This window comes from Hydrogenophaga sp. ZJX-1 (genome assembly GCF_048590325.1).
Lineage (GTDB): Bacteria > Pseudomonadota > Gammaproteobacteria > Burkholderiales > Burkholderiaceae_C > Hydrogenophaga.
Window position 1 is genome coordinate 494,302 of the sequence record NZ_JBMBRA010000001.1, and the last position, 20,714, is coordinate 515,015.

Annotated in this window: 21 protein-coding genes and 1 tRNA gene; 6 read left to right on the top strand and 16 right to left on the bottom strand. The window is 67.2% G+C overall.

Features of this window, described 5'->3' with window-relative positions; genetic code table 11:
• The first annotated feature begins 2 nt into the window (after positions 1 to 2).
• The 3 genes from ACN5W5_RS02475 (at position 3) to ACN5W5_RS02485 (ending at position 2,408) form a co-directional block, all read left to right on the top strand.
• Positions 3 to 725: an SIR2 family NAD-dependent protein deacylase gene (locus ACN5W5_RS02475; protein ID WP_420047010.1), complete on the top strand. Its 723-nt coding sequence runs from the start codon at positions 3 to 5 to the stop codon at positions 723 to 725.
• Positions 726 to 1,079, top strand: a complete 354-nt coding sequence (locus ACN5W5_RS02480; protein WP_420047011.1) for a hypothetical protein — start codon at positions 726 to 728, stop codon at positions 1,077 to 1,079. It begins immediately after the preceding gene.
• A gap of 90 nt (positions 1,080 to 1,169) precedes the next feature.
• The gene (locus tag ACN5W5_RS02485; protein ID WP_420047012.1) at positions 1,170 to 2,408 is read left to right on the top strand and encodes a Yip1 family protein; all 1,239 of its coding nucleotides are present in this window, start codon (positions 1,170 to 1,172) and stop codon (positions 2,406 to 2,408) included.
• A gap of 19 nt (positions 2,409 to 2,427) precedes the next feature.
• Here ACN5W5_RS02485 and ACN5W5_RS02490 read toward each other — a convergent pair whose 3' ends face one another.
• The 7 genes from ACN5W5_RS02490 to ACN5W5_RS02520 form a co-directional block, all read right to left on the bottom strand.
• Positions 2,428 to 3,024 (bottom strand): chromate transporter, encoded by a 597-nt coding sequence (locus ACN5W5_RS02490; RefSeq protein WP_420047013.1) that lies wholly within the window; start codon positions 3,022 to 3,024, stop codon positions 2,428 to 2,430.
• On the bottom strand, positions 3,021 to 3,638 hold the full coding sequence (locus ACN5W5_RS02495) for a chromate transporter (protein WP_420047014.1): 618 nt from the start codon (positions 3,636 to 3,638) through the stop codon (positions 3,021 to 3,023). The genes ACN5W5_RS02490 and ACN5W5_RS02495 overlap by 4 nt, the downstream gene beginning before the upstream one ends.
• A gap of 44 nt (positions 3,639 to 3,682) precedes the next feature.
• Positions 3,683 to 4,570 carry a DMT family transporter gene (locus ACN5W5_RS02500; RefSeq protein WP_420047015.1) on the bottom strand — a complete coding sequence of 296 codons (888 nt, stop codon included), beginning with the start codon at positions 4,568 to 4,570 and terminating at the stop codon, positions 3,683 to 3,685.
• Entirely contained in the window at positions 4,567 to 5,514 is a 948-nt protein-coding gene (locus ACN5W5_RS02505; protein ID WP_420047016.1) for a bifunctional helix-turn-helix transcriptional regulator/GNAT family N-acetyltransferase, read from the bottom strand. Before ACN5W5_RS02505 ends, ACN5W5_RS02500 begins: the two co-directional genes overlap by 4 nt.
• Before the next feature lie 54 nt (positions 5,515 to 5,568).
• A complete protein-coding gene (gene fabG / locus ACN5W5_RS02510; protein ID WP_420047017.1) occupies positions 5,569 to 6,312 on the bottom strand; it encodes a 3-oxoacyl-ACP reductase FabG in 744 nt (247 codons plus the stop codon).
• Between the two features lie 98 nt (positions 6,313 to 6,410).
• Positions 6,411 to 8,570 (bottom strand): 3-hydroxyacyl-CoA dehydrogenase NAD-binding domain-containing protein, encoded by a 2,160-nt coding sequence (locus ACN5W5_RS02515; RefSeq protein ID WP_420047018.1) that lies wholly within the window; start codon positions 8,568 to 8,570, stop codon positions 6,411 to 6,413.
• Positions 8,571 to 8,589: 19 nt separating this feature from the next.
• On the bottom strand, positions 8,590 to 9,795 hold the full coding sequence (locus tag ACN5W5_RS02520) for an acetyl-CoA C-acetyltransferase (protein WP_420047019.1): 1,206 nt from the start codon (positions 9,793 to 9,795) through the stop codon (positions 8,590 to 8,592).
• 221 nt (positions 9,796 to 10,016) lie between these two features.
• On the opposite strand from ACN5W5_RS02520, the gene ACN5W5_RS02525 reads away from it, so the two are divergent.
• Together ACN5W5_RS02525 and ACN5W5_RS02530 are read left to right on the top strand one after the other, a co-directional pair.
• Complete coding sequence (locus ACN5W5_RS02525) at positions 10,017 to 10,769, top strand: metallophosphoesterase family protein (RefSeq protein ID WP_420047020.1); 753 nt, start codon at positions 10,017 to 10,019, stop codon at positions 10,767 to 10,769.
• A gap of 35 nt (positions 10,770 to 10,804) precedes the next feature.
• Positions 10,805 to 11,959 carry an acyl-CoA dehydrogenase family protein gene (locus ACN5W5_RS02530; protein ID WP_420047021.1) on the top strand — a complete coding sequence of 385 codons (1,155 nt, stop codon included), beginning with the start codon at positions 10,805 to 10,807 and terminating at the stop codon, positions 11,957 to 11,959.
• A gap of 67 nt (positions 11,960 to 12,026) precedes the next feature.
• Here ACN5W5_RS02530 and ACN5W5_RS02535 read toward each other — a convergent pair.
• Positions 12,027 to 12,100: transfer RNA gene (locus ACN5W5_RS02535), tRNA-Gly, on the bottom strand.
• 133 nt (positions 12,101 to 12,233) lie between these two features.
• Between ACN5W5_RS02535 and ACN5W5_RS02540 the strand changes: the two genes are divergently transcribed.
• Positions 12,234 to 12,707 (top strand): RT0821/Lpp0805 family surface protein, encoded by a 474-nt coding sequence (locus ACN5W5_RS02540; RefSeq protein WP_420047022.1) that lies wholly within the window; start codon positions 12,234 to 12,236, stop codon positions 12,705 to 12,707.
• Between the two features lie 193 nt (positions 12,708 to 12,900).
• Here ACN5W5_RS02540 and ACN5W5_RS02545 read toward each other — a convergent pair whose 3' ends face one another.
• The 8 genes from ACN5W5_RS02545 to ACN5W5_RS02580 form a co-directional block, all read right to left on the bottom strand.
• Positions 12,901 to 14,379 (bottom strand): NAD-dependent succinate-semialdehyde dehydrogenase, encoded by a 1,479-nt coding sequence (locus ACN5W5_RS02545; RefSeq protein WP_420047023.1) that lies wholly within the window; start codon positions 14,377 to 14,379, stop codon positions 12,901 to 12,903.
• A gap of 39 nt (positions 14,380 to 14,418) precedes the next feature.
• Complete coding sequence (locus tag ACN5W5_RS02550) at positions 14,419 to 14,703, bottom strand: cupin domain-containing protein (protein ID WP_420047024.1); 285 nt, start codon at positions 14,701 to 14,703, stop codon at positions 14,419 to 14,421.
• A gap of 25 nt (positions 14,704 to 14,728) precedes the next feature.
• A complete protein-coding gene (gene speB, locus ACN5W5_RS02555) occupies positions 14,729 to 15,685 on the bottom strand; it encodes an agmatinase (RefSeq protein ID WP_420047025.1) in 957 nt (318 codons plus the stop codon).
• A 7-nt stretch (positions 15,686 to 15,692) separates the two neighbouring features.
• Entirely contained in the window at positions 15,693 to 16,298 is a 606-nt protein-coding gene (locus ACN5W5_RS02560) for a GNAT family N-acetyltransferase (RefSeq protein ID WP_420047026.1), read from the bottom strand.
• Between the two features lie 3 nt (positions 16,299 to 16,301).
• Positions 16,302 to 17,120: an ABC transporter permease gene (locus tag ACN5W5_RS02565; protein ID WP_420047027.1), complete on the bottom strand. Its 819-nt coding sequence runs from the start codon at positions 17,118 to 17,120 to the stop codon at positions 16,302 to 16,304.
• 14 nt (positions 17,121 to 17,134) lie between these two features.
• On the bottom strand, positions 17,135 to 18,442 hold the full coding sequence (locus ACN5W5_RS02570; protein WP_420047028.1) for an ABC transporter permease: 1,308 nt from the start codon (positions 18,440 to 18,442) through the stop codon (positions 17,135 to 17,137).
• The gene (locus ACN5W5_RS02575; RefSeq protein ID WP_420047029.1) at positions 18,442 to 19,473 is read right to left on the bottom strand and encodes an ABC transporter substrate-binding protein; all 1,032 of its coding nucleotides are present in this window, start codon (positions 19,471 to 19,473) and stop codon (positions 18,442 to 18,444) included. The genes ACN5W5_RS02570 and ACN5W5_RS02575 overlap by 1 nt, the downstream gene beginning before the upstream one ends.
• Before the next feature lie 149 nt (positions 19,474 to 19,622).
• Positions 19,623 to 20,705: an ABC transporter ATP-binding protein gene (locus tag ACN5W5_RS02580; RefSeq protein ID WP_420047030.1), complete on the bottom strand. Its 1,083-nt coding sequence runs from the start codon at positions 20,703 to 20,705 to the stop codon at positions 19,623 to 19,625.
• Between the last annotated feature and the right edge of the window lie 9 nt (positions 20,706 to 20,714).

Below are 20,714 nucleotides of genomic sequence, written 5' to 3' on the forward strand. Positions count from 1 at the left end.
ACATGCCCACGGTGCGCGACTGGATCGGGAGCGCGCACCACATCGCCGTGCTCACCGGCGCGGGCATGAGCGCCGAATCCGGCGTGCCCACATTCCGCGACGCCCAGACCGGCTTGTGGGCGCAGTTCAAACCGGAAGACCTGGCCACCGAGGACGCGTTTCGCGCCCACCCGCGCCGCGTGTGGGACTGGTACCAGTTCCGCCGCGACATGATCGCCCAGGTGGCACCCAATGCGGGGCACCTCGCCCTCGCGGCCTTTCAGCGGCGCCACCCGGGCCGGCTCACGCTCATCACGCAGAACGTGGACGGCCTGCACCAGCGCGCGGGCAGCACCGACGCGATCGCCCTGCACGGCAACCTGGCCGACGACCGTTGGCTGGACATGCCGCGCGACTGTTGCCACCCCGATTTCGTGGAGGCCGGTCATCCGCCTCATTGCCCGGCCTGTGGCAACCTGCGGCGCCCGGCCGTGGTCTGGTTTGGCGAGATGCTGCCGCTGCCCGCGCTGGAGGCGGCGCAGAACGCCGCGAACCGCTGCGACCTGATGCTGGTTGTCGGCACCTCGGGCGTGGTCTACCCGGCCGCCGGCCTGGCGCACACCGCGCACCGGCGCGGCGCCCGGGTGGTGGTGATCAACCCCGAGGCGACCGAACTGGACGCGGTGGCCGACACGTGCCTGCGCGAACCTGCGGCACAATGCCTGCCAACACTGCTGGAGGATTGAATGACGAGCCCATCTGCCCAACGCGCCGGGTTGATCGCTGCCTTGAGCGTCGCTGTGTTTGCCGCGGCTTGCACCCAGGAGCAGCAGAACAAGCTCAGCCGCGAAATCCAGAACTGGACCGGCACCGACGGCGTGCTGGAGGTGTACGCGGGCGACAAGGTGGTGCGCCGCTTCCTCAAGATCGACAAGGTCAGCACCGCGCTGGGCACCGACGATGGCAAGCCGCGCGCCTACCGCTATGGCTACGGAACCCTGGACGAAAACCTCAACATGCAGGTGGACCCGGGCGAGAAGAAGGTGTATTTCGAGATCAGCGACTACACCAACTCGGTGTTCTTCGAGAATCCGCGCTGATCCGTTTCTGAGCCAGGCCCTGCCGGAGGTGGCGGGACCAGGCACACAGGCGGCGCCAGGCCGCGCAAGGTTTTTCAACCGGAGGGAATCATGACGATCGTTGACCGCGTACAAGCCATTCTTCTCAAACCCAAGGAAACATGGCCTGTCATTGAACAGGAAGCCACCGATCCCAAGGCGATTTACACCAATTACCTGATCTATCTGGCCGCCATACCGGCCATCGCGACCTTCATCGGGCTCAGCCTGATTGGCGCGGGCGCCTTTGGCATTTCGTTCCGGGTGCCCATCGTCAGCGGCCTGGTCAACATGGTGGTGGGCTTCGTGCTGTCGCTGGTGATGGTCTATGTGCTGGCCCTGATCGCGAATGCGCTGGCGCCCACCTTCAAGGGTGAAAAGAACCTGCTCAACGCCTTCAAGCTGGTGGCCTACGGCTCCACGGCGGGTTTCGTGGGCGGCATCTTCAGCCTGCTGCCGGCCCTGTCCATGCTCGGGGTGATCGCCGCGCTGTATTCGATCTACCTGATCTACACCGGCATTCCGGTGCTGATGAAGGCGCCCGAGGAGAAGGCGGTGGGCTACACCGCGGTGCTGATCGTGTGCGGCATCGTGGCGAGCCTGGTGGTGGGCGCCGTCAGCGCGCTGTTTACCGGGGGTGGCCCGGGCATGATGATGGGCGGCGCCGCGTCCCCGTCCGACCAGGTGAGCATCAAAGTGCCGGGGACCGAGATCACCATCGACACGGCCAAGATCGAAGAAGCGGGCAAGAAGGTCGAGGAGGCGAGCAAGCGCATGGAAGAGGCCCAGGCCAAGGGTGACTCCGCCGCGGCCGGCAAGGCCATGGCCGACATGGTGGGGGCGGCCATGGGCGGGCAGGGTGGCAAACCCTTTGCGCCCGATCTGCTGCAGACCCATGTGCCGGACAAGCTGGCCGGCATGGAGCGCACCGCGATCGAGGCCCGCTCCGACAGCGCCATGGGCATGAGCTTCTCCAGCGTCACCGCCGAATACACCCGGGACAACGGCCGCGTGGAAGTCAAGGTGCAGGACCTCGGTGCCGTGCCCGCGCTCGGCATGGCCATGGGCGCCTGGGCCCAGAGCACCGTCAATCGCGAGACCCGGGACGAGGTCGAGCGCATCTACCAGAAGGACGGTGTTTCTTTCAAGGAGGAATACCGCAAGGACGGCAGCAGCGCGGAGATGTCGGTGATGCTGGCCAACGGCGTGATGGTCGAACTCACGGGTGACAACGTGGACATGGATGGCCTTCGCGGCGCGCTGGCCGCGCTGGATATCAAGGGCCTGGCAGGTCTGAAGCGGGAAAAATGACCGGCGGGGCTCCGGCCCCTCAGACCAGACCTAAGGCGCCGAGCACCGCACCGGCGCCGATGAGCCACAGCAGGTGGATCTTCGTGCGCCACACCAGCAGGGTGGCGCAGGCGGTCAGCAGCCACAGTGGCCAGTCGCGCGCCGGCTGGTTGTGTGCCGCGCTGAGCAGCCAGCCGGTGGCGATAAGCAGTGCGATCACGATCGGGGCCATGCCGGCCTTGAAGGCGCGCACCGCGCGCAGCTCGCGGTTGCGGTGGCCCCATTGCGTGGCGGTGTAGGTGAGGATGGACGAGGGCAGCATGATCGCCACCAGCGTCACCACGACGCCCAGCAGCGCGAGCGCCCAGGCCAGCCAGCCGGCCGACGGACCACCCCCCGCGTTGAGGCCCAGGTTCCAGCCCAGCAGGGCGACGAACAGCACGTTCGGGCCGGGCGCGGCCTGCGACAGCGCGATCGACGAGGTGAACTGCGCGTCGCTCAGCCAGCCCTGTTCGCTCACCAGGTAGCGGTGCATGTCGGGTGCGGTGGTGATGGCGCCGCCCACCGCCAGCAGCGAGAGCGAGGCGAAGTGCAGGAACAGGTCGGTCCAGTTCGCGAGCGTGGGGGCCATGTTCATGCCTCGCTCCCGTTGCCCGCCCGACCCAGCACACGGTAAGCCCTCAGGCAGGCCGCACCGCCCAGGCCCAGCAGCACCCAGGCCAGCGGCCAGCGCAGCAGGGCGATCGCCCCGAAGGTGAGCACCGCCAGACCGATGCACACCCCGAGACCCATGGCGTTCTTGCCAAGCGCAGCGATCAGCTTGATGCCGGTGGCGGTGATGAGGCCGGCGGCCACCGCGCCCATGCCGCGCAGCGCACCCTGTGCGGTGGCGCTGTCTGCCACGCTGCCATAGAGCGCGGCCAGCAGCAGCACGACCACCAGCGGCGCCGCCAGCATGCCGGTGAGCGCAGCCAGCGCGCCGGACAGGCCGAAGTAGCGTCCGCCGATCATCATCGAAAGGTTGACCACGTTGGGGCCCGGCATGATCTGCGCCACGGCCCAGTCCTCCACGAACTGCTCGCGCGTCATCCAGCGCTTTTTTTCCACCAGCTCGCGCTGCACCACCGCCAGCACCCCGCCAAAGCCCTGCAGGGCCAGCCAGGTGAAGGACATGAAGAGGTCGGTTTTGGATCGGGGCTGGTTGGGGGCGGCTTCGACGGCCGGGGAGAGGGTGTTCGCTGGGGCGGGCATGGGTCGATTATCGGGCGCGGTGTTTGGCCCCACGGGGCACCCGCCTACCGCGCCCGGCGGGTGGCGAGCCACAGGCCGAGCGCAATGAGCGCCAGGGCGCCGAGCAGAAAGACATCGAGGGGCTCGCCGAGCAGGGCAGCGCCCAGCAGCGCCGCGGTGACCGGGTTGAGCGCAAGGAACACCGTGACGCGCGTGGGCGATTCGTGCTTGAGCGCGTACAGCCAGGCGAAGTAGCCCGCGCCGCTGGACAGGCCGATGAAGGCCACCACGGCCCAGGTCCCCGGGGCCAGGCCCACCACGCGTTGCGGCCAGTGTTCAAACAGCGCCAGCAGCGCGAGACACAGCACCGAAACGCCCATGGCCAGGGCCGACACCGGCACCGTGGGGTAGCGGCGCAGGTAGGGCCGGTAGAGCACGCTGCACACCGCACCGGTGAGCGCGCTGCCCAGCACCGCGGCCTCGCCCCACCAGTGGCCCGCGCCGCCGCTCGCCAGCCGCGGCCAGAGCGACAGCCCGACCCCGGCGATCGACAGCACCACGCCCGCGAGCAGGCCCGGCGTGAGGCGTTCCTGTCCCAGCGCGCCCGCGAGCAGCAGGGTGAGCAGGGGGAACAGGCTGAAGATCAGCGCCGCGCTGGCCGCGCCGATGTGCTGCAGCCCGAAGTTGAGCAGGGCGATGAGCAACGCGAACTGGCCCACGCCCAGCGCGGCCATGGCCAGCAGGTCGCGGCCCGGTGGGCAGGTGGTGCCGGCCGGCCAGGGGTGGGCACGCAGCGGCCGCCACACGAAGGGCAGCAGGCTCAGGAAACCGATGGCGTAACGCAGCAGGGCCAGCGTGAGCGGCGGCACCTCGGCCACCACGTAGCGCGAGGCGACGATGGTCGCACCGACCTGCACGCCGGTGGCCGCGGCCGCCAGCAGGGCCAGGTTCACAGGGCGAGTTCCCAGTGTTCTCCCACCAGGTCGCGCCCGTAGCTGTGGTGCGCCTCGCTGTCCACCAGGGTGAAACCGCGCCTGGCATAGATGGCGCGCGCGGCGTCGAGGTTGCGGTTGGTCCAGAGCACCATCTTGCGGTAGCCCTTGCCGCGTGCGAAGGCGATGCACTCGTCGGTGAGCCGCCCGCCCAGGCCGAGGCCGCGCGCCGCGGGCGTGAGGATCAGCAGGCGCAGCTGGGCCACCGTCTTGCTCTTGCGCACCAAGAAGACCGAGCCCGCGCGTTCGCCGTCGAGCTCGGCGATCCAGCCGCGCTCCCAGGCCGGGTCGTGGTGTTTCATCATGCCGGCCACGATGCTGGCCACCAGCGCCTCGAACTCGGCGTTCCAGCCGTATTCGCACCAGTAGAGTTCGCCGTGCTGCTGGACCACCCAGCCCATGTCGCCCGGGCGTGGGTCGCGCAGCACGATGGTGCGTGCGCTGCGGGCCTGTGCGGTCTCGGGCGAGAGCAGGGTCTGCGCGCGCTGCAGCGCCGCCATCAGTTCGGCTCGCTGAGCGGGCGCCAGTGCGGCCAGCAGGCCGGCGGCTTCTTCGCGCGAGCGCTGCTGCAAGGGCTCGAACACCGAGCGACCTGCCTGGGTCAAGGCCAGCATCTGCTGGCGCGCGTCAGTGGGGGCCGGGGTGCGCTCCAACCAACCCTCGGCAGCGAAGCGCCGCAGGATGCGGCTGAGGTAGCCCGCGTCGAGCAGCAGCCGGCGCACGAGCTCGCTCGCGGTGCACGGCGCGTGGTGGGCCAGCTCGTAGAGCACACGCACCTCGGTGAGCGAAAACGCGCTGCCCAGGTAGGGGTCGAGGATGCCGATGCGCTGGGTGTAGAAGCGGTTGAAGGCCCGCAGGGCGCGGACCTGTTCGGGGTTGACCGGGATCTCGGTGGGCAGGTTCATGCCCCCGGATTCTGGGTCAAATACTTGACGGAGGCAAGTATCTGGTGGACGGCGTCAAACCGACATGCCGCCCGAGACCTCGATCACCGCGCCGTTGATGTAGCTCGCTTCATCGCTCGCCAGGAACGCATAGACGTTGGCGATCTCCTCAGGCTGGCCCAGACGGCGCAGCGGCACGCGGTGCTCCATTTCCTGGATCACCTTCTCGGGGATGGTGCTGAGGATGGGGGTGGCGATGAAGCCCGGCGCCACGGCGTTGACGCGCACGCCCTTGGGACCGAGCTCGCGGCTCCAGGTCTTGGTGAAACCGATCACGCCGAACTTGGTGGCCGCGTAGTTGGTCTGGCCGAAGTTGCCGTAGATGCCCACCACCGAGCTGGCGTTGAGGATCACGCCGGCGCCCTGTTCAACCATGATGTCGGCCACGGCCTGCGCACAGTGGAAGACGCCGCGCAGGTTGACGTCGATCACGCGGTCGAACTGCTCCAGCGTCATCTTCTGCAGCCGGGCGTCCTGCGTGATGCCGGCGTTGTTCACCAGCACGTCGATGCGGCCAAAGCGCGTCAGCACCTGGCCCACCACCGCGTCGACCATCTCGCGCTGCGTCACGTCCATCACGAAGCCGGCCGCCTGGGCGCCGAGCGCCTGGCACTGCTGCACCGCTTCGTCCACCGCGGCCTGCTTCACGTCGCAGACGATGACGGTCGCGCCTTCGCGCGCGAACTTGAGCGCGGTGGCCAGGCCAATGCCTTGTGCGGCGCCGGTGATGAGGCTGATTTTTCCTTCGAGTCGTTTCATGGGATGGAGGCTTGGGGTCGAAAAAAACCGGCGGACAGGGTGCCCGTCGGCGGCGGGATTCAGTCTAGCGGCCTGGCCTTGCGCCGTCTTGACGCGCGTCAGTACACCGGCTGGTGCTGTCGGATCGTCGCTTTGACGGCATCGGTCAGTGCAAAACCCGGGCCGAACTTCGCTGCCAGTTCGGCACAGCGTTTCTCGAACGCGTCGATGCCCATGCCGTAGATGAACTGCAGCGCGCCGCCGGTCCAGGCCGGGAAGCCGATGCCGAAGATGGAGCCGATGTTGCCGTCGTGCACGCTGGTGAGCACGCCTTCGGCCAGGCAGCGCGCTGTCTCCACCGACTGGCGGTAGAGCAGGCGGTCTTTCACGTCCTGCAGGTCCCAGGCGACATCGGGCTTTTCAAACAGGGTCTTGAGCTGGGGCCAGAGGGTTTTCTTCTGCCCGGCGGGATAGTCGTAGAAACCGCCACCGGCCGCGCGGCCGCTGCGGTGGTGCTGCTTGACCATGTGCTCCACCAGCGCTTCGCCCGGCGTGGTGTCGTAGTGGCGGCCCTCTTCGGCATAGTCGGCGCGGGTCTGCTCCAGCACGTGCACGGAGAGCGAGAGCGCGGTTTCGTCCAGCACGGCCAGCGGCCCCACGGGCATGCCGGCCTGCATGGCGGCGTTTTCGATCACCGGCGCCGGAATGCCTTCGCCCAGCATCGCGACGCCTTCCATCACGAAGGTGCCGAAGGTGCGGCTGGTGTAGAAACCGCGCGCATCGTTCACCACGATCGGCAGCTTGCCCAGCGCCTGCACGTAGTCGTAGGCGCGGGCGATGGTCTCGTCGTCGGTTTCCTTGCCCCGGATGATCTCCACCAGCTTCATCTTGTCCACCGGGCTGAAGAAATGGATGCCGACGAACTTCTGCGGCCGGGCGCTCGCCTTGGCCAGGCTGGTGATCGGCAGGGTGGAGGTGTTGCTGGCGAAGAAGCCGCCCTCGGCCAGCATGGGTTCGGACTCGTGCGTCACCGCGGCCTTGAGTTCGCGGTGCTCGAACACCGCCTCGATGATCAGGTCGCAGCCCCGCAGGTCCGCCGTGCTCGCTGTGGGTGTGATGCGCGCCAGCAGCGCCTGCTGGTCGGCTGCGCTCATGCGGCCTTTGTCCACACGCGGCTGCGTCACCTTCACGCTGTTGGCCTTGCCCTTGTTGGCCGCTTCCAGGCTCACGTCCTTCAGCACGGTGGCGATGCCGCGGCTGGCCTGGGCATAGGCGATGCCCGAGCCCATCATGCCGGCGCCCAGCAGCCCCACCTTCTGCGGCTTGTAGCGCGGCACGTCCCTCGGGCGGCTCTGGCCGGCCTTGATGGCGTTCATGTTGAAGAAGAAGGTGTTGATCATGTTCTTCGCCACCGGGCTGACCATCAAGCCCGCGAGGTAGCGGCTCTCGATGCGCATGGCGGTGTCGAAGTCCACCATGGCGCCTTCCACCATCGCGGCCAGCGCGGCTTCGGGGGCAGGGTAGAGACCGCGCGTTTTCTGCTTGAGCACCGCCGGCGCCACGCTCAGCATGGCAGCGATCTTGGGGTTGCTCGGCGTGCCGCCGTGCATCTTGTAGTCCTTGCGGTCCCACACGTGCTGGCAGGCCTCGGGTTTTCCTTGCGCGGCTTCGATGTGGGCCAGCGCGCGCGGCATCAGCTCTTCGGGCGTGGCCACCAGTTCGTGCACAACGCCGATCTTCAGGGCCTCTTCGGGCCCGAAGAGCTTGCTCTCCAGGATGTAGGGCTGCGCGGCCACCAGGCCCAGCAGCCGCGTCATCTTGGTGATGCCGCCGCCGCCGGGGATCAGCCCCAGCGTGATCTCGGGCAGGCCGAACTGGACCTTGGGGTTGTTGACCGCGATGCGGTGGTGGCCGACCAGCGCCACCTCCCAGCCACCGCCGAGCGCGGCGCCATTGAGGCAGCTCACCACCGGCACACCCAGCGTCTCCAGGCTGCGGAAGTTCCGCTTGATGCGCTCGATCTCGGTGAACACGCGGTGGCCATCAGCGGCGGTCGAGCGCATCACGCCCTTGAGGTCGGCGCCGGCGAAGAAGGTGCTCTTGGCCGAGGCCAGCACGATGCCTTTGATCTGTTCGCGGTCCTTGCCCACCTGGGCGGTCACGGCGTCCAGATCGTCCTGCCACTGCAGGCACATGGTGTTGACGGGGGAATCCTGCTCGTCGAAGGTGATCGTTGCGATGCCGTTGGCAAGTTCGTAGCGGATGGTTTTTGTGATCATGTTGGTGTCTCCGCTCGGTTCAGATGCGCTCTACGATCGTCGCAATGCCCATGCCGCCGCCGACACACAGCGTGGCGAGGCCGTAGCGCTTTTTCGTCCGGTGCAGCTCGTCGATCAGCGTGTTCAGGATCATCGCGCCCGTGGCGCCCAAGGGGTGACCCAGTGCGATGGCGCCCCCGTTCACGTTCACCTTCTCGTGCGGTACGCCCATCTCGCGCATGAAGCGCATGGGCACGGCGGCAAAGGCTTCATTCACTTCGAACAGGTCGATCTGGTCGATGGTGAGGCCGGCCTTGGCCAGCGCCTTGCGCGCGGCCGGCATGGGGCCGGTGAGCATGATGGTCGGGTCCGCGCCCGAGAGCGCGACCGACACGATGCGCGCGCGCGGCGTGAAACCGTGGGTCTTGCCCGCGGCCTCGCTGCCGATCAGCAGGGCGGCCGCGCCGTCCACGATGCCCGAGGAGTTGCCCGCGTGGTGCACATGGTGGATGCGCTCCACCTGCGGGTAGCGCTGCAGTGCCACCGCGTCGAAGCCCATGGCGCCGAGCTGTTCGAAGGCGGGCTTCAGGCCCGCCAGGCCCGCCATCGTGGTGTGCGGTTTGATGAACTCGTCCACCGCCAGGATGATCTGGCCCAGCGGATCTTTCACCGGCACCACCGAGTGCTGGAAATGCCCGGCCGCGCGCGCAGCGGCGGCGCGCTTCTGCGATTCGAGCGCGAAGGCGTCCACGTCGTCGCGCGTGAAGCCGTCGAGCGTGGCGATCAAATCAGCGCCGATGCCCTGCGGCACGAACAGCGTGGCGCTGTTGGTCTCCGGGTCCTGCGCCCACGCGCCGCCGTCGGAGCCGATCGACACGCGGCTCATGCTCTCCACACCGCCGGCCACGACCAGGTCTTCCCAGCCGCTCTTCACCTTCATGGCGGCCATGTTCACCGCCTCCAGGCCTGAGGCGCAGAAGCGGTTGAGCTGCACGCCCGAGCAGCGCCAGTCCCAGCCGGCCTTGAGCGCGGCGACCTTGGGCAGCACCGAGCCCTGCTCGCCGATGGGCGAGACCACGCCCATCACCACGTCGTCCACCGCCGAGGTGTCCAGGTGGTTGCGGTGCTGCAGTTCGCGCAGCAGGCCGGCCAGCAGGTTGACCGGCTTGACCTCGTGCAGGCTGCCGTCTTTTTTGCCCTTGCCGCGCGGGGTGCGGATGGCGTCGTAAACAAAGGCTTCGCTCATGGCCGGCCTCCGCAGAAAGGGCCTGAAAAAACCAGCGCTGCCGCAGTGGGCAAACAACGCATGTGAAATCGAACTTGCATGTTGTCTCCTGTGTCTCGCTTCGCCGGGCCGACCCGGTGGCCGAATGTGCCGGATCAGTATAGACTTTTGCCAAGCGATTGCTTTGTGAAAATGCAGGCGAACCGTCAAACCCGCGACAGACCCACTTTCTGAACATTCCGATGCGCATCGTCGCCCTTTCCGACATCCACGGCAACCTGCCCGCACTGAACGCCGTGCTGGCCGACGTGGCACGCCGCGGCGCGGACCAGATCGTCAACTGCGGCGACATCCTGTCCGGCCCGCTCTGGCCCGCCGAAACGGCTGAACGCCTGATGGCGCTGGACCTGCCCACGATCGCCGGCAACCACGAGCGCCAGCTGCTGCGCTGCGCCAGCGGCTCCGGCGGCGCGAGCGATGTGTACGGCTTCCGGCAGACCAGCGCCGCGCAGCGGGCCTGGCTGGCCGGCTTGCCCGCCACGCTGGCGCTCGACGGCGGTGTGTTCGTCTGCCACGGCCGGCCCGACAACGACCACGAATACCTGCTCGAAACGGTCGAATCCGCGGGCTCGCGCGCGGCCAGCGCGGCCGAGGTGGCGCAGCGCCTGGCGGGCGTGGCGGGGCAGGGTGCCGGCCTGCTGCTCTGCGGTCACAGCCACCTGCCGCGGGTGCTGCAACTGCCCGAGGCGCCCCACACCCTGTGCGTGAACCCTGGCAGCGTGGGCCTGCCCGCCTTCGACGACGACCACATCGCTTTCCATGTGCACCAGACCGGCAGCCCGCACGCGCGCTACGCCCTGTGCGAGTCCGATGCGCAGGGCCGCTGGAGCGTGGCACAGATCGCCGTGGCCTACGACTGGTCAGCCGCTGTCGCTCAGGCCACCCGCAACGGCGCCGCCGACTGGGCGCGCTGGCTCGCTACCGGCCTCGCCTGAAACAACCCTTCCCTTCCGAAACCCGAGGAACTCCCATGATCGAACGCAGCCTCTTCAACACCGACCACGAAGCCTTCCGGGACAGCTTTCGTCGCTTCGTGGAGAAGGAAATCACGCCCTTCCACGAGGGCTGGGAAGAGCAGGGGTGTGTGGATCGCGAGGTCTGGCGCAAGGCCGGTGAAAACGGCTTTCTCTGCATGACCATGCCCGAGGAATACGGTGGCGCCGGGGCCGACAAGCTGTACTCGGTGGCTCAGATGGAGGAGATCTCCGGTGCCGGGGTGAGCGGCATCGGTTTCGGTCTGCACAGCGAGATCGTGGCGCCATACATCCTGCACTACGGCACAGAGGCACAGAAGAAGCACTACCTGCCGCTGCTGGCCACCGGCGAGATGGTGGGCGCCATCGCCATGAGCGAGCCCGCCGCGGGCAGCGACCTGCAGGGCGTGAAGACCACAGCCATCAAACAACCCGACGGCAGCTACCTGCTCAACGGCAGCAAGACCTTCATCACCAACGGCTGGCACGCCGACCTGGTGATCGTGGTTGCCAAGACCGACCCGACCGCCGGCGCCAAGGGCACCAGCCTGCTGCTGGTGGAGCAGGGCATGGCGGGCTTCAGCAAGGGCAAGCGCCTGAAGAAGCTGGGCATGAAGGCGCAGGACACGTCGGAACTCTTCTTCGACAACGTCAGCGTGCCCGCCGAGAACCTGCTGGGGGGCGAGGGCGGGGGCTTCATCTGCCTCATGGAACAGCTGCCCTGGGAGCGGCTGCAGATCGCCATCGGCGCGGTGGCCGCAGCACAGGCCGCGATCGACTGGACCGTGCAGTACGTGAAGGACCGCAAGGTCTTCGGTCAGCCGGTCGCGAGCTACCAGAACACGCGCTACACGCTGGCCGAGCTGCAGACCGAGGTGCAGGTGGCGCGCGTGTTCGTGGACAAGTGCTGCGAGCTGGCCGTGCAGGACAAGCTCGACACCGCCACCGCCAGCATGGCCAAGTACTGGTGCAGCGACCTGCAGTGCAAGGTGATGGACGAATGCGTGCAGCTGCATGGCGGCTACGGCTACATGTGGGAGTACCCGATCACCCGGGCCTACGCCGACGCGCGTGTGCAACGCATCTATGGCGGCACCAACGAGATCATGAAAGAGGTGATCTCGCGCAGCATGGGCCTGGGTGCTCGCTGAACCACTGGCGCCCGGTGCACGCCGGCCGCAGAAAAGCCAAAAGGCCCCGGGGGGCCTTTTGTGTATCTGGAGCGGGTGAAGGGAATCGAACCCTCGTATGAAGCTTGGGAAGCTGCCGTTCTACCATTGAACTACACCCGCAAAACCGGTTCGAATGATAACGCACGGGCCTGGCGCCACTCGCTGCGGCGGTTCCGTGTTCCGGAAACGCCCAAACAGACCACCGCCGTGACCGATCCAGCGTCTTTCTGACACATCTTTCAAGGAGTTGCATATGCGTTTCCCCACACGTTTTCCTGCTCGACTGATCCTCGTTGGCGCGCTCGCTGCGGCGCTGGCGGGTTGTGCTGCACCGGGTGGTCCGAACGAAACCGGTGGCATGGTCGTCGGCGGTGTTCTCGGTGGTGCCCTGGGCTCGCAGGTGGGCGGTGGCAGAGGCCGCACGGCGGCCACCATCGTGGGCGCGTTGATCGGTGCCAACATCGGCGCCAACGTGGGCCGCTCCATGGACAGCACCGACCGCATGCGCACCGCGCAGGTGCTGGAAACTTCGCAGACCGGTCAGCCAACCCAGTGGGTCAACCCGGATACGCGCAACCAGTACACCGTGACGCCCACGCGCACCTATGAATCGGCCGGCGCGCCCTGCCGCGAATACACCATGCGGGCGATCGTGGGCGGCCGGCCCGACGACGTCTACGGCCGGGCCTGCCGTCAGCCCGATGGCAGCTGGCAGGTGGTGAACTGATCGGTGCCGGATCGAGCGCCAATCTTCTCCATGTGACCGGTCGACTTCAGCGCGCTTTGCCACGAACGCAAGCGCCTCCGTCCCAGAAGCGCCAAGGGTCCGGCTCCGCCGGCCCAAGGCGCTGTCCCCCTCCAAGCCGAAGGCGCCAGTGAGGGGGAAGCCGCGTCAGCGGCGCAGGGGGTGCTTTACTGCTTCACTTCTGGATGTCGCCCAGGCAGAGGTACTTGATCTCGACGTAGTCGTCCATGCCGTGGTGCGAGCCCTCGCGGCCCAGGCCCGACTGCTTCACGCCACCGAAGGGCACGTGCTCGGTGGCCAGGATGCCGACGTTGATGCCGACCATCCCGTACTCCAGCGCTTCGGCCACGCGGTAGATGCGGCCGATGTCGCGGCTGTAGAAGTAGCTGGCCAGTCCGAACTCGGTGTTGTTGGCCGCATCGATGGCTTCCTGCTCGGTCTTGAACTTGAACACCGGGGCGAAGGGGCCGAAGGTCTCTTCTTTCGCGCACAGCATGTCGGCGGTCGCGTCGGCCACCACGGTGGGCTCGAAGAACTGACCCGCCAGGCGCTTGCCACCAGCCACCACGCGCCCGCCCTTGGCCACGGCGTCGTCGACATGGCGCTGCACCTTCACCAGTGCAGCCTCTTCGATCAGCGGGCCCTGGTTCACGCCGTCTTCAAAGCCGTTGCCGACCTTGGCGGTCTTCACCTTGGCGGCGAACTTGTTGACGAACTCGTCGTACACGCCTTCCTGCACGTACAGCCGGTTCGAGCAGACGCAGGTCTGGCCGGCGTTGCGGTACTTGCTGGCGAAGGCGCCTTCGACCGCCGAGTCGATGTCGGCGTCGTTGAACACGATGAAGGGCGCGTTGCCACCGAGTTCGAGCGACATCTTCTTCACGGTGGGCGCGCTTTGCGCCATCAGGATGCGGCCCACTTCGGTGGAGCCGGTGAAGCTGATGTGGCGCACCACGTCGCTGGCGCAGATGACCTTGCCCACGGCGATGGAGTTCTGGTCGTCGGCCGTGATCATGTTGAGCACACCGGCCGGGATGCCGGCGCGGATGGCCAGCTCGGCGGCGGCCAGCGCGGTCAGCGGCGTGAGCTCGGCGGGTTTGATGATGACGGGGCAGCCGGCGGCCAGCGCGGGCGCGACCTTGCGCGTGATCATGGCCAGCGGGAAGTTCCAGGGCGTGATGGCCGCGCAGACGCCGATGGGCTGCTTGAGCACCATCAGGCGGCGGTTGTTGTCGAACTGCGGCAGGGTCTCGCCGTTGACGCGCTTGGCCTCTTCGGCGAACCACTCGACGAAGCTCGCGCCGTAGGCCACTTCGCCCTTGGCTTCGGCCAGCGGCTTGCCCTGTTCGGCGGTCATGATGCGGCCCAGGTCGTCCTGGTTGGCCATGAGCAGGTCGTACCACTTGCGCAGGATGATGCTGCGTTCCTTGGCGGTCTTGCCCTTCCAGCCGGCCCAGGCGGCGTTGGCGGCGGCGATCGCTTTCTCGGCGTCGGCCGGGCCGAGGTTGGCCACGTCGGCCAGTTTCAGGCCGGTGGCCGGGTCGAGCACGTCAAAGCGGCTGGCGCCCTTGACCCATTCGCCGTTGATCAGCGCGTCGGTCTTCAGCAGGGTCGGGTCCTTCAGCAGGGCCAGGGGGGAGGTTTTCATGTCCATGGATGTCTCTTGGTCAGGTTGAGATGCAAAAGGGCGGGTTCAGCGCATTTCAATTTCCACGAACACGACTTCGTGTCCGGTGGGGTTGATGACGTTGTGTTCCACGCCCACGTTCCGGGTGTACGACTGGCCCGGCGTCAAGGGTGCCGTGCGGTTGCCATCGGGCGTTTCCAGCAGCAGCTCGCCGCCGGTCATGGGCACGACCACATAGTCGTGCGCGTGGCGGTGCCAGCCAGTCTCCGCTCCGGGCGCGAAACGCCACTCGGTGACGATAACGCGTTCGGTGGAAATCTGCACGGTCGGGACGGCTTGGGGACGGCTCATGGGGTCTTCCTTGTGACAACGGGGTTCAGCGGTAGGCCACGCCGGGCAGCACGCAGAGCATTTCAAACAGCAGGTTGGCGCCGAGCAGGGCGGTGTTGCCGCTGGTGTCGTAGGCCGGGGATACTTCGACCAGGTCGCAGCCCACGAGGTTCAAGCCGCGGCAGCCGCGAACGATCTCCAGCGCCTGCGGCACGGTGAGTCCGCCGATCTCGGGTGTTCCGGTGCCGCCGGCGTAGGCCGGGTCGATGCCGTCGATGTCGAAGCTGAGGTAGGTGGGCGTGTCCGGACCGATCTTTTCGCGGATCTGCGCCATCAACGGCGTCAGGCTGGTCCACCAGACCTCGTGCGCCGGCACCACGGTGAAGCCCTGCTGGCGCGGCCAGTCGAAGTCTTCGGCCGAATAGCCGCTGCCGCGCAGGCCGATCTGCCAGACCTTGTCGCCGATCAGCAGGCCTTCTTCCACCGCACGGCGGAACGGTGTGCCGTGCGCGATGGCCTCGCCGAACATGTCCGGGTTGACGTCGGCGTGGGCGTCCACATGGATCAGCGCCACCGGACCGTGTTGCGCCTTCATGGCGCGCAGGATGGGCAGGGCGATCGTGTGGTCGCCGCCGAGCGTGAGCGGGATGCAGCCGGCCGCGATGACCGGGCGGTAGTGCTGCTCGATGAGGTCCACCGACTTCAGCAGGTTGTAGGTGTTGATCGCCACGTCGCCCAGGTCGGCCACCTGCAGCGCGTCGAACGGCGCGGCGCCGGTCGCCATGTTGTAGGGGCGGATCAGGCTGGACTCGGCGCGGATCTGGCGCGGGCCGAAACGTGCGCCCGGGCGGTGGCTGGTGCCGGTGTCCAGCGGCACGCCGATGAAGCCGGCGTTCAGGCCTTCGGCGCTGGTAGCGACGGGCAGGCGCATCATGCTGGCGAGGCCGCCGAAGCGCGGCATGGCATTGCCGCCCAGCGGCTGGTTGAAAGCGGATTCGCTCATGGGGTTCTCAGGTTCGGGGGCGCGTCAGCTGGTGGGTCAGGTGCGCTTTCACCGTCGGCCATTCGCCGGCCAGGATGCTGTAGACGCAGGTGTCGCGCAGCGCGCCGTTCGCCGCGGGGTGGCGGTTGATCTGGTGCGAGCGCAGCACGCCGTCGAGCTTGGCGCCCAGGCGCTCGATACCGCGCCGGCTCTGGTGGTTGAAGAAGTGCGTGCGGAATTCCACCGCGATGCAGTCCAGCGCCTCGAACGCGTGCGCCAGCAGCAGGCGCTTGCATTCGGTGTTGAGCGGGCTGCGCTGCACGGCCGTGCGGTACCAGGTGGAGCCGATCTCGACACGGCGGTTGGCGGCGTCGATGTTCATGTAGGTGGTCATGCCCACCGCTTGGCCGTTGGCATCCAGCACGGCGAAGGGCAACATGCTGCCGGTCTTCTGCAGACCCAGGCGGCGTTCGATTTCCGCCGTCATGCCTTCGGGCGTGGGGATGGCTGTGTACCAGAGCTTCCAGAGCTCGCCGTCGCGCACGGCTTCGACCAGGTCGTCGTGGTGTGCGGGGCGCAAGGGCACCAGCTTCGCGTGCTGGCCGGTCAGGGTGGTGTCGGTGGTGAAGGGCATGGACTATTTTCTTCTGCCGCGCAGCCACTCCAGCGTCAGCATCAGCGCGGTCGTGAACAGGATCAGCAGCGTCGCCACCGCCGCGATGGTGGGCGAGATGTTTTCGCGGATGCCGGTGAACATCTGGCGTGGCAACGTCACCTGCTCGGGGCCTGCCAGGAACAGGGTGACCACGACCTCGTCGAACGAGGTGGCGAACGCGAACAGCGCGCCCGAGATCACGCCAGGGGCGATGACCGGCAGCGTGACGCGGAAGAAGGTCTCCAGCGGGCTCGCGCCCAGGCTCAGGCTGGCTTTCACCAGGTTGTGGTTGAAGCTCTGCAGCGTGGCCAGCACGGTCGTCACGACAAAGGGCGCCCCCAGAGCAGCGTGCACGATCACGAGGCCCAGGTAGGTGTCGTTCAGTCCCCACTTGGCAAAGTACAGGTAGCTGCTCACACCCACCACCACGATCGGCACCACCATGGGCGCGATCAGCAGGCTGGTGATGAAGCCTTTGCCGAAAAACCTGGTGTTGGCCAGGCCCATGGCCGCCAGCGTGCCAAGCACGGTGGCCAGCAGGGTGGCGAGCGGCGCGACGATGAAACTGTTCTTCGCTGCGCGTGTCCAGTCGTCGGAATGGAACATCTCGCGGTACCACTGCAGCGACCAGCCTTCGATGGGGTAGGCGAGGAACGAACTGTCGCTGAACGACAGCGGGATGATCACCACCACCGGCAGCAGCAGGTAGACGATCACACCGATGCCGGCGCCGCGCAGGGCGAACCAGCCGAGCTTGTCGAGCAGGTTGTAGTAGGCGGGGAAGACGGGCAGGAGTTTCATGGCGGTTCTCTTCTTCAGCCCAGGCTCAGCTCGGCCTTGGAGACCTTGCGGTACAGCGCGTAGAGCACCATGGTGGCGGTCAGCAGCACGCCACCGAGCGCGCAGGCCATGCCCCAGTTGACTTCGACGTTGGTGTACTGCGCCACGTAGTAGCTCAGCATCTGGTCGGCCGGGCCGCCGAGCAGGGCGGGCGTCACGTAGTAGCCGATGCAGGTGATGAAGACCAGCAGGCCGCCAGCGGCCACGCCGGGGTAGGTCTGCGGCAGGTAGACGCGGAAGAAGCCGGCCAGCGGCGGGCTGCCCAGCGAGATGGCGGCGCGCAGGTAGTTCGGCGGTACCGACTTCATGACGCTGTACAGCGGCAGGATCATGAAGGGCAGCAGGATGTGGACCATGGCGATGATCACGCCCAGGCGGTTGAACAGCAGGGGAATGGGTGCATCGGTCGCTCCGACCCAGACCAGGAAGCGGTTGACCAGGCCGTTGTTCTGCAGCAGCACGATCCAGGCGGCGATGCGCACCAGCACCGAGGTCCAGAAGGGCAGCAGCACCAGGATCAGCAGCACGTTGGCCTTGCGCGCGGAGAGCGTGCTGAGCCAGTAGGCGAGCGGGTAGCCCAGCAGCAGGCAGAAGAAGGTCACCACGGCGCTCATCTGGAAGGTGCGGCCCAGAATGTCGCTGAACGCGGCTTCTTCGGCGCCCACGCGCTCGATGTCGCCCTGGGCGTTGCGCTTGAGGTCGAGTGAGGCGAGCAGGTAGTCGGGTGTCCAGCGCGAACTGTTCTTGGCGATGGTCTGCCAGTAAGGCAGTTCTTCCCAGCGCGCGTCGTGTTCTATGAGTTTGCTGCGTGCTTCGTCGGGACTCAGGTTGTCGCCCAGCGGCAGGGCGCGGTAGGTGCCCATGACCAGCGAACGGGCACCGGCCACCTCGCTGTTGAGGCGGCGGGCCAGCGCGCCGGCCTGGGCGGTTTCTTCGATGCTGCCCAGATCGGCCAGGACCGCTGCGTAGGCAGCGGCTGGCGGCGGGCTGTTGCGGTCCCAGTCGGCCAGCGCCTGCCCGGTGTTGGGCAGGACGTCGGCCACTTCGGGATTTTCAACCGCCCGCACCAGCAGTGAACCCAGCGGAACCAGAAAAAACACCAGCAAAAAGACCAGCAGGGGCATGGTCAGCGCCAGGGCACGCAGCTTCCTGCGCCGTTCGGCGCGGTGCAGCTGCACGGCGAGGGTTCCCCCCGTCACGGCCTGGCCGGGGCCCCCTGCAGGAGCGGGTCGTTCCAGGGTGGCCCCTGCGAACGGCTGGCGTTCGGTTCCGCTGGCGCTCATCACTGCGCTGCCCAGGCGGAGAAGCGCTTCTCCAGGGCTTCACCCTGGTCGGCCCAGAAGCCGATGCCGAACTGCAGCGCGTCCTTGCTGTTGGCCGGCGAGGTGGGCAGCATGCCCAGCACCTTGGCGTCGAGCTTGGTCAGGGCCTTGTTGTTGGTCGGGCCGTAGCTGATGTTCTTGGCGTATTCGGCCTGCGCGTCGGGCGAGCTGGCCATGGCGATGAACTTCAGGGCGGCGTCCTTGTTGGGCGTGCCCTTGGGCATGACCCAGTAGTCCAGGTCGTAGATGCCGCCGGTCCAGGTGATCTTGAGGTTCTTGCCTTCGCGCTGGGCGGCGTCGATGCGGCCGTTGTAGGCGGTGGTCATGACCACGTCACCGGCGACCAGGAACTGGGGCGGCTGCGCGCCGGCTTCCCACCACTGGATGTTGGGCTTGAGTTCGGTCAGCTTCTTGAACGCGCGCTCGGCGCCTTCCTTGGTCGCCAGCACCTTGTAGACGTCGGCGGTCTTGACACCGTCGGCCATCAGGGCGAATTCGAGGTTGTAGCGGGCGCCCTTGCGCATGCCGCGCTTGCCGGGGAATTTCTTCACGTCCCAGAAATCGGCCCAGGTGGTGGGCGCGGTCTTGAGCTTGTCGCCGTCGTAGGCCATCACGGTGGACCAGACGAAGGTGCCGACGCCGCACTCGTGCACGGCGGCTTTCTGGAAGTCGGCCTTGTTGCCGACCTTGGCCCAGTCCATCTTCTCGAACAGGCCTTCGTCACAGCCGCGGCTCAGGTCCGGGCTCTCGACTTCAACCACGTCCCAGGTGACTTTCTTGGCTTCGACCATGGCCTTGATCTTGGCCTGTTCACCGTTGTATTCCACGGCGGTGATCTTGCCGCCACCGGCCTTTTCGTAGGCCTCGAAGTAGGCCTTTTTCTGGGCGGCACCGTTGGCGCCACCGAAGTTGACGACGGTGAGCTGGCTCTGGGCCATCACCGGCAGGGCGACCACCATGGCCGCGGCCAGGAAAACGGGTTTCAGTTTCATCGGATTGAACTCCAGGGGTTGAGGAACGGGGAACGGGAAATCGGTAATGCGCCGGAGCGCGTGTTCCCACTGGGGCAGCCGTGGAACCGGCTTTGCCGGGCCACAGGCTGTGTCCCCCAGGGGGGAAGACGCGAAGCGGCGCAGGGGGGTCATCTGTATATACGGAGGTGCTCCGGCGGAATGTGCAGGTGGACGGCCTGGCCAGGGTCCATGTGGCCCAGGTGCTGCAGCGGCACCTTGACGCTGATCTCGGGCTGGCCGCTGACCTGGCAGCGCAGGCGCAGGTGGTCGCCGAAATAGATCACGTCGCCGATGGCTGCGCCCAGGCGGTTGGCGGTCGGGCCATCGCCATTGACCACGGTGATGCGCTCGGGCCGCACGCTGCACTGCACGGTCTCGCCGGCCTGCGCCTGGTTCACGTTGACGCCGGTCAGTCGCGTGCCGTCGGCGAGCGCCACCTCGCAGTGTTCGCCCGTGGTCTGCACCACTTGGGCATCGAGCACGGAGTTGTCGCCCACGAAGCTGGCGACAAAACGGTTGGACGGCGTTTCGTAGAGCCGGTCGACCTGGTCGATCTGCTGGATCACGCCTTCGCTGAACACCGCCACGCGGTCCGACATGGTGAGCGCTTCCGACTGGTCGTGCGTCACGTAGACGAAGGTCACGCCCAGGCGGCGGTGCAGCGCCTTGAGCTCCAGCTGCATGTGCTCGCGCAGCTGCTTGTCGAGCGCGCCCAGCGGCTCGTCCATCAGCACCAGCTGCGGGTCGAACACCAGCGCGCGGGCCAGCGCCACGCGCTGCTGCTGGCCGCCCGAGAGCTGGCCGGGAAAGCGGCTGCCCATGTGACCCATCTGCACCATGTCGAGCGCGCGCTTGACCTTGGCTTCGACGTCGGCCTTGCCGAGCTTGCGCACGGTGAGCGGGTAGGCGATGTTGTCGGCCACCGTCATGTGCGGGAACAGCGCGTAGTTCTGGAACACCATGCCGAAGTTGCGCTTGTGTGGCGGCGTGCGTGTGATGGGCACGCCGTTCAGGCTGATCTCGCCCGAGGTCGGTGACTCGAAGCCTGCGAGCATCATCAGCGTGGTGGTCTTGCCCGAGCCCGAGGGACCGAGCAGCGAGAGGAACTCACCCTTCTGGATCTCCAGGTTCAGGTCCCGGACCACCAGGGTGTGGCCATCGTAGGTTTTCTGCACACCGGTGAAGGTGACGAGTGCGTTGCGGGTGGTCATGGGCGCGAT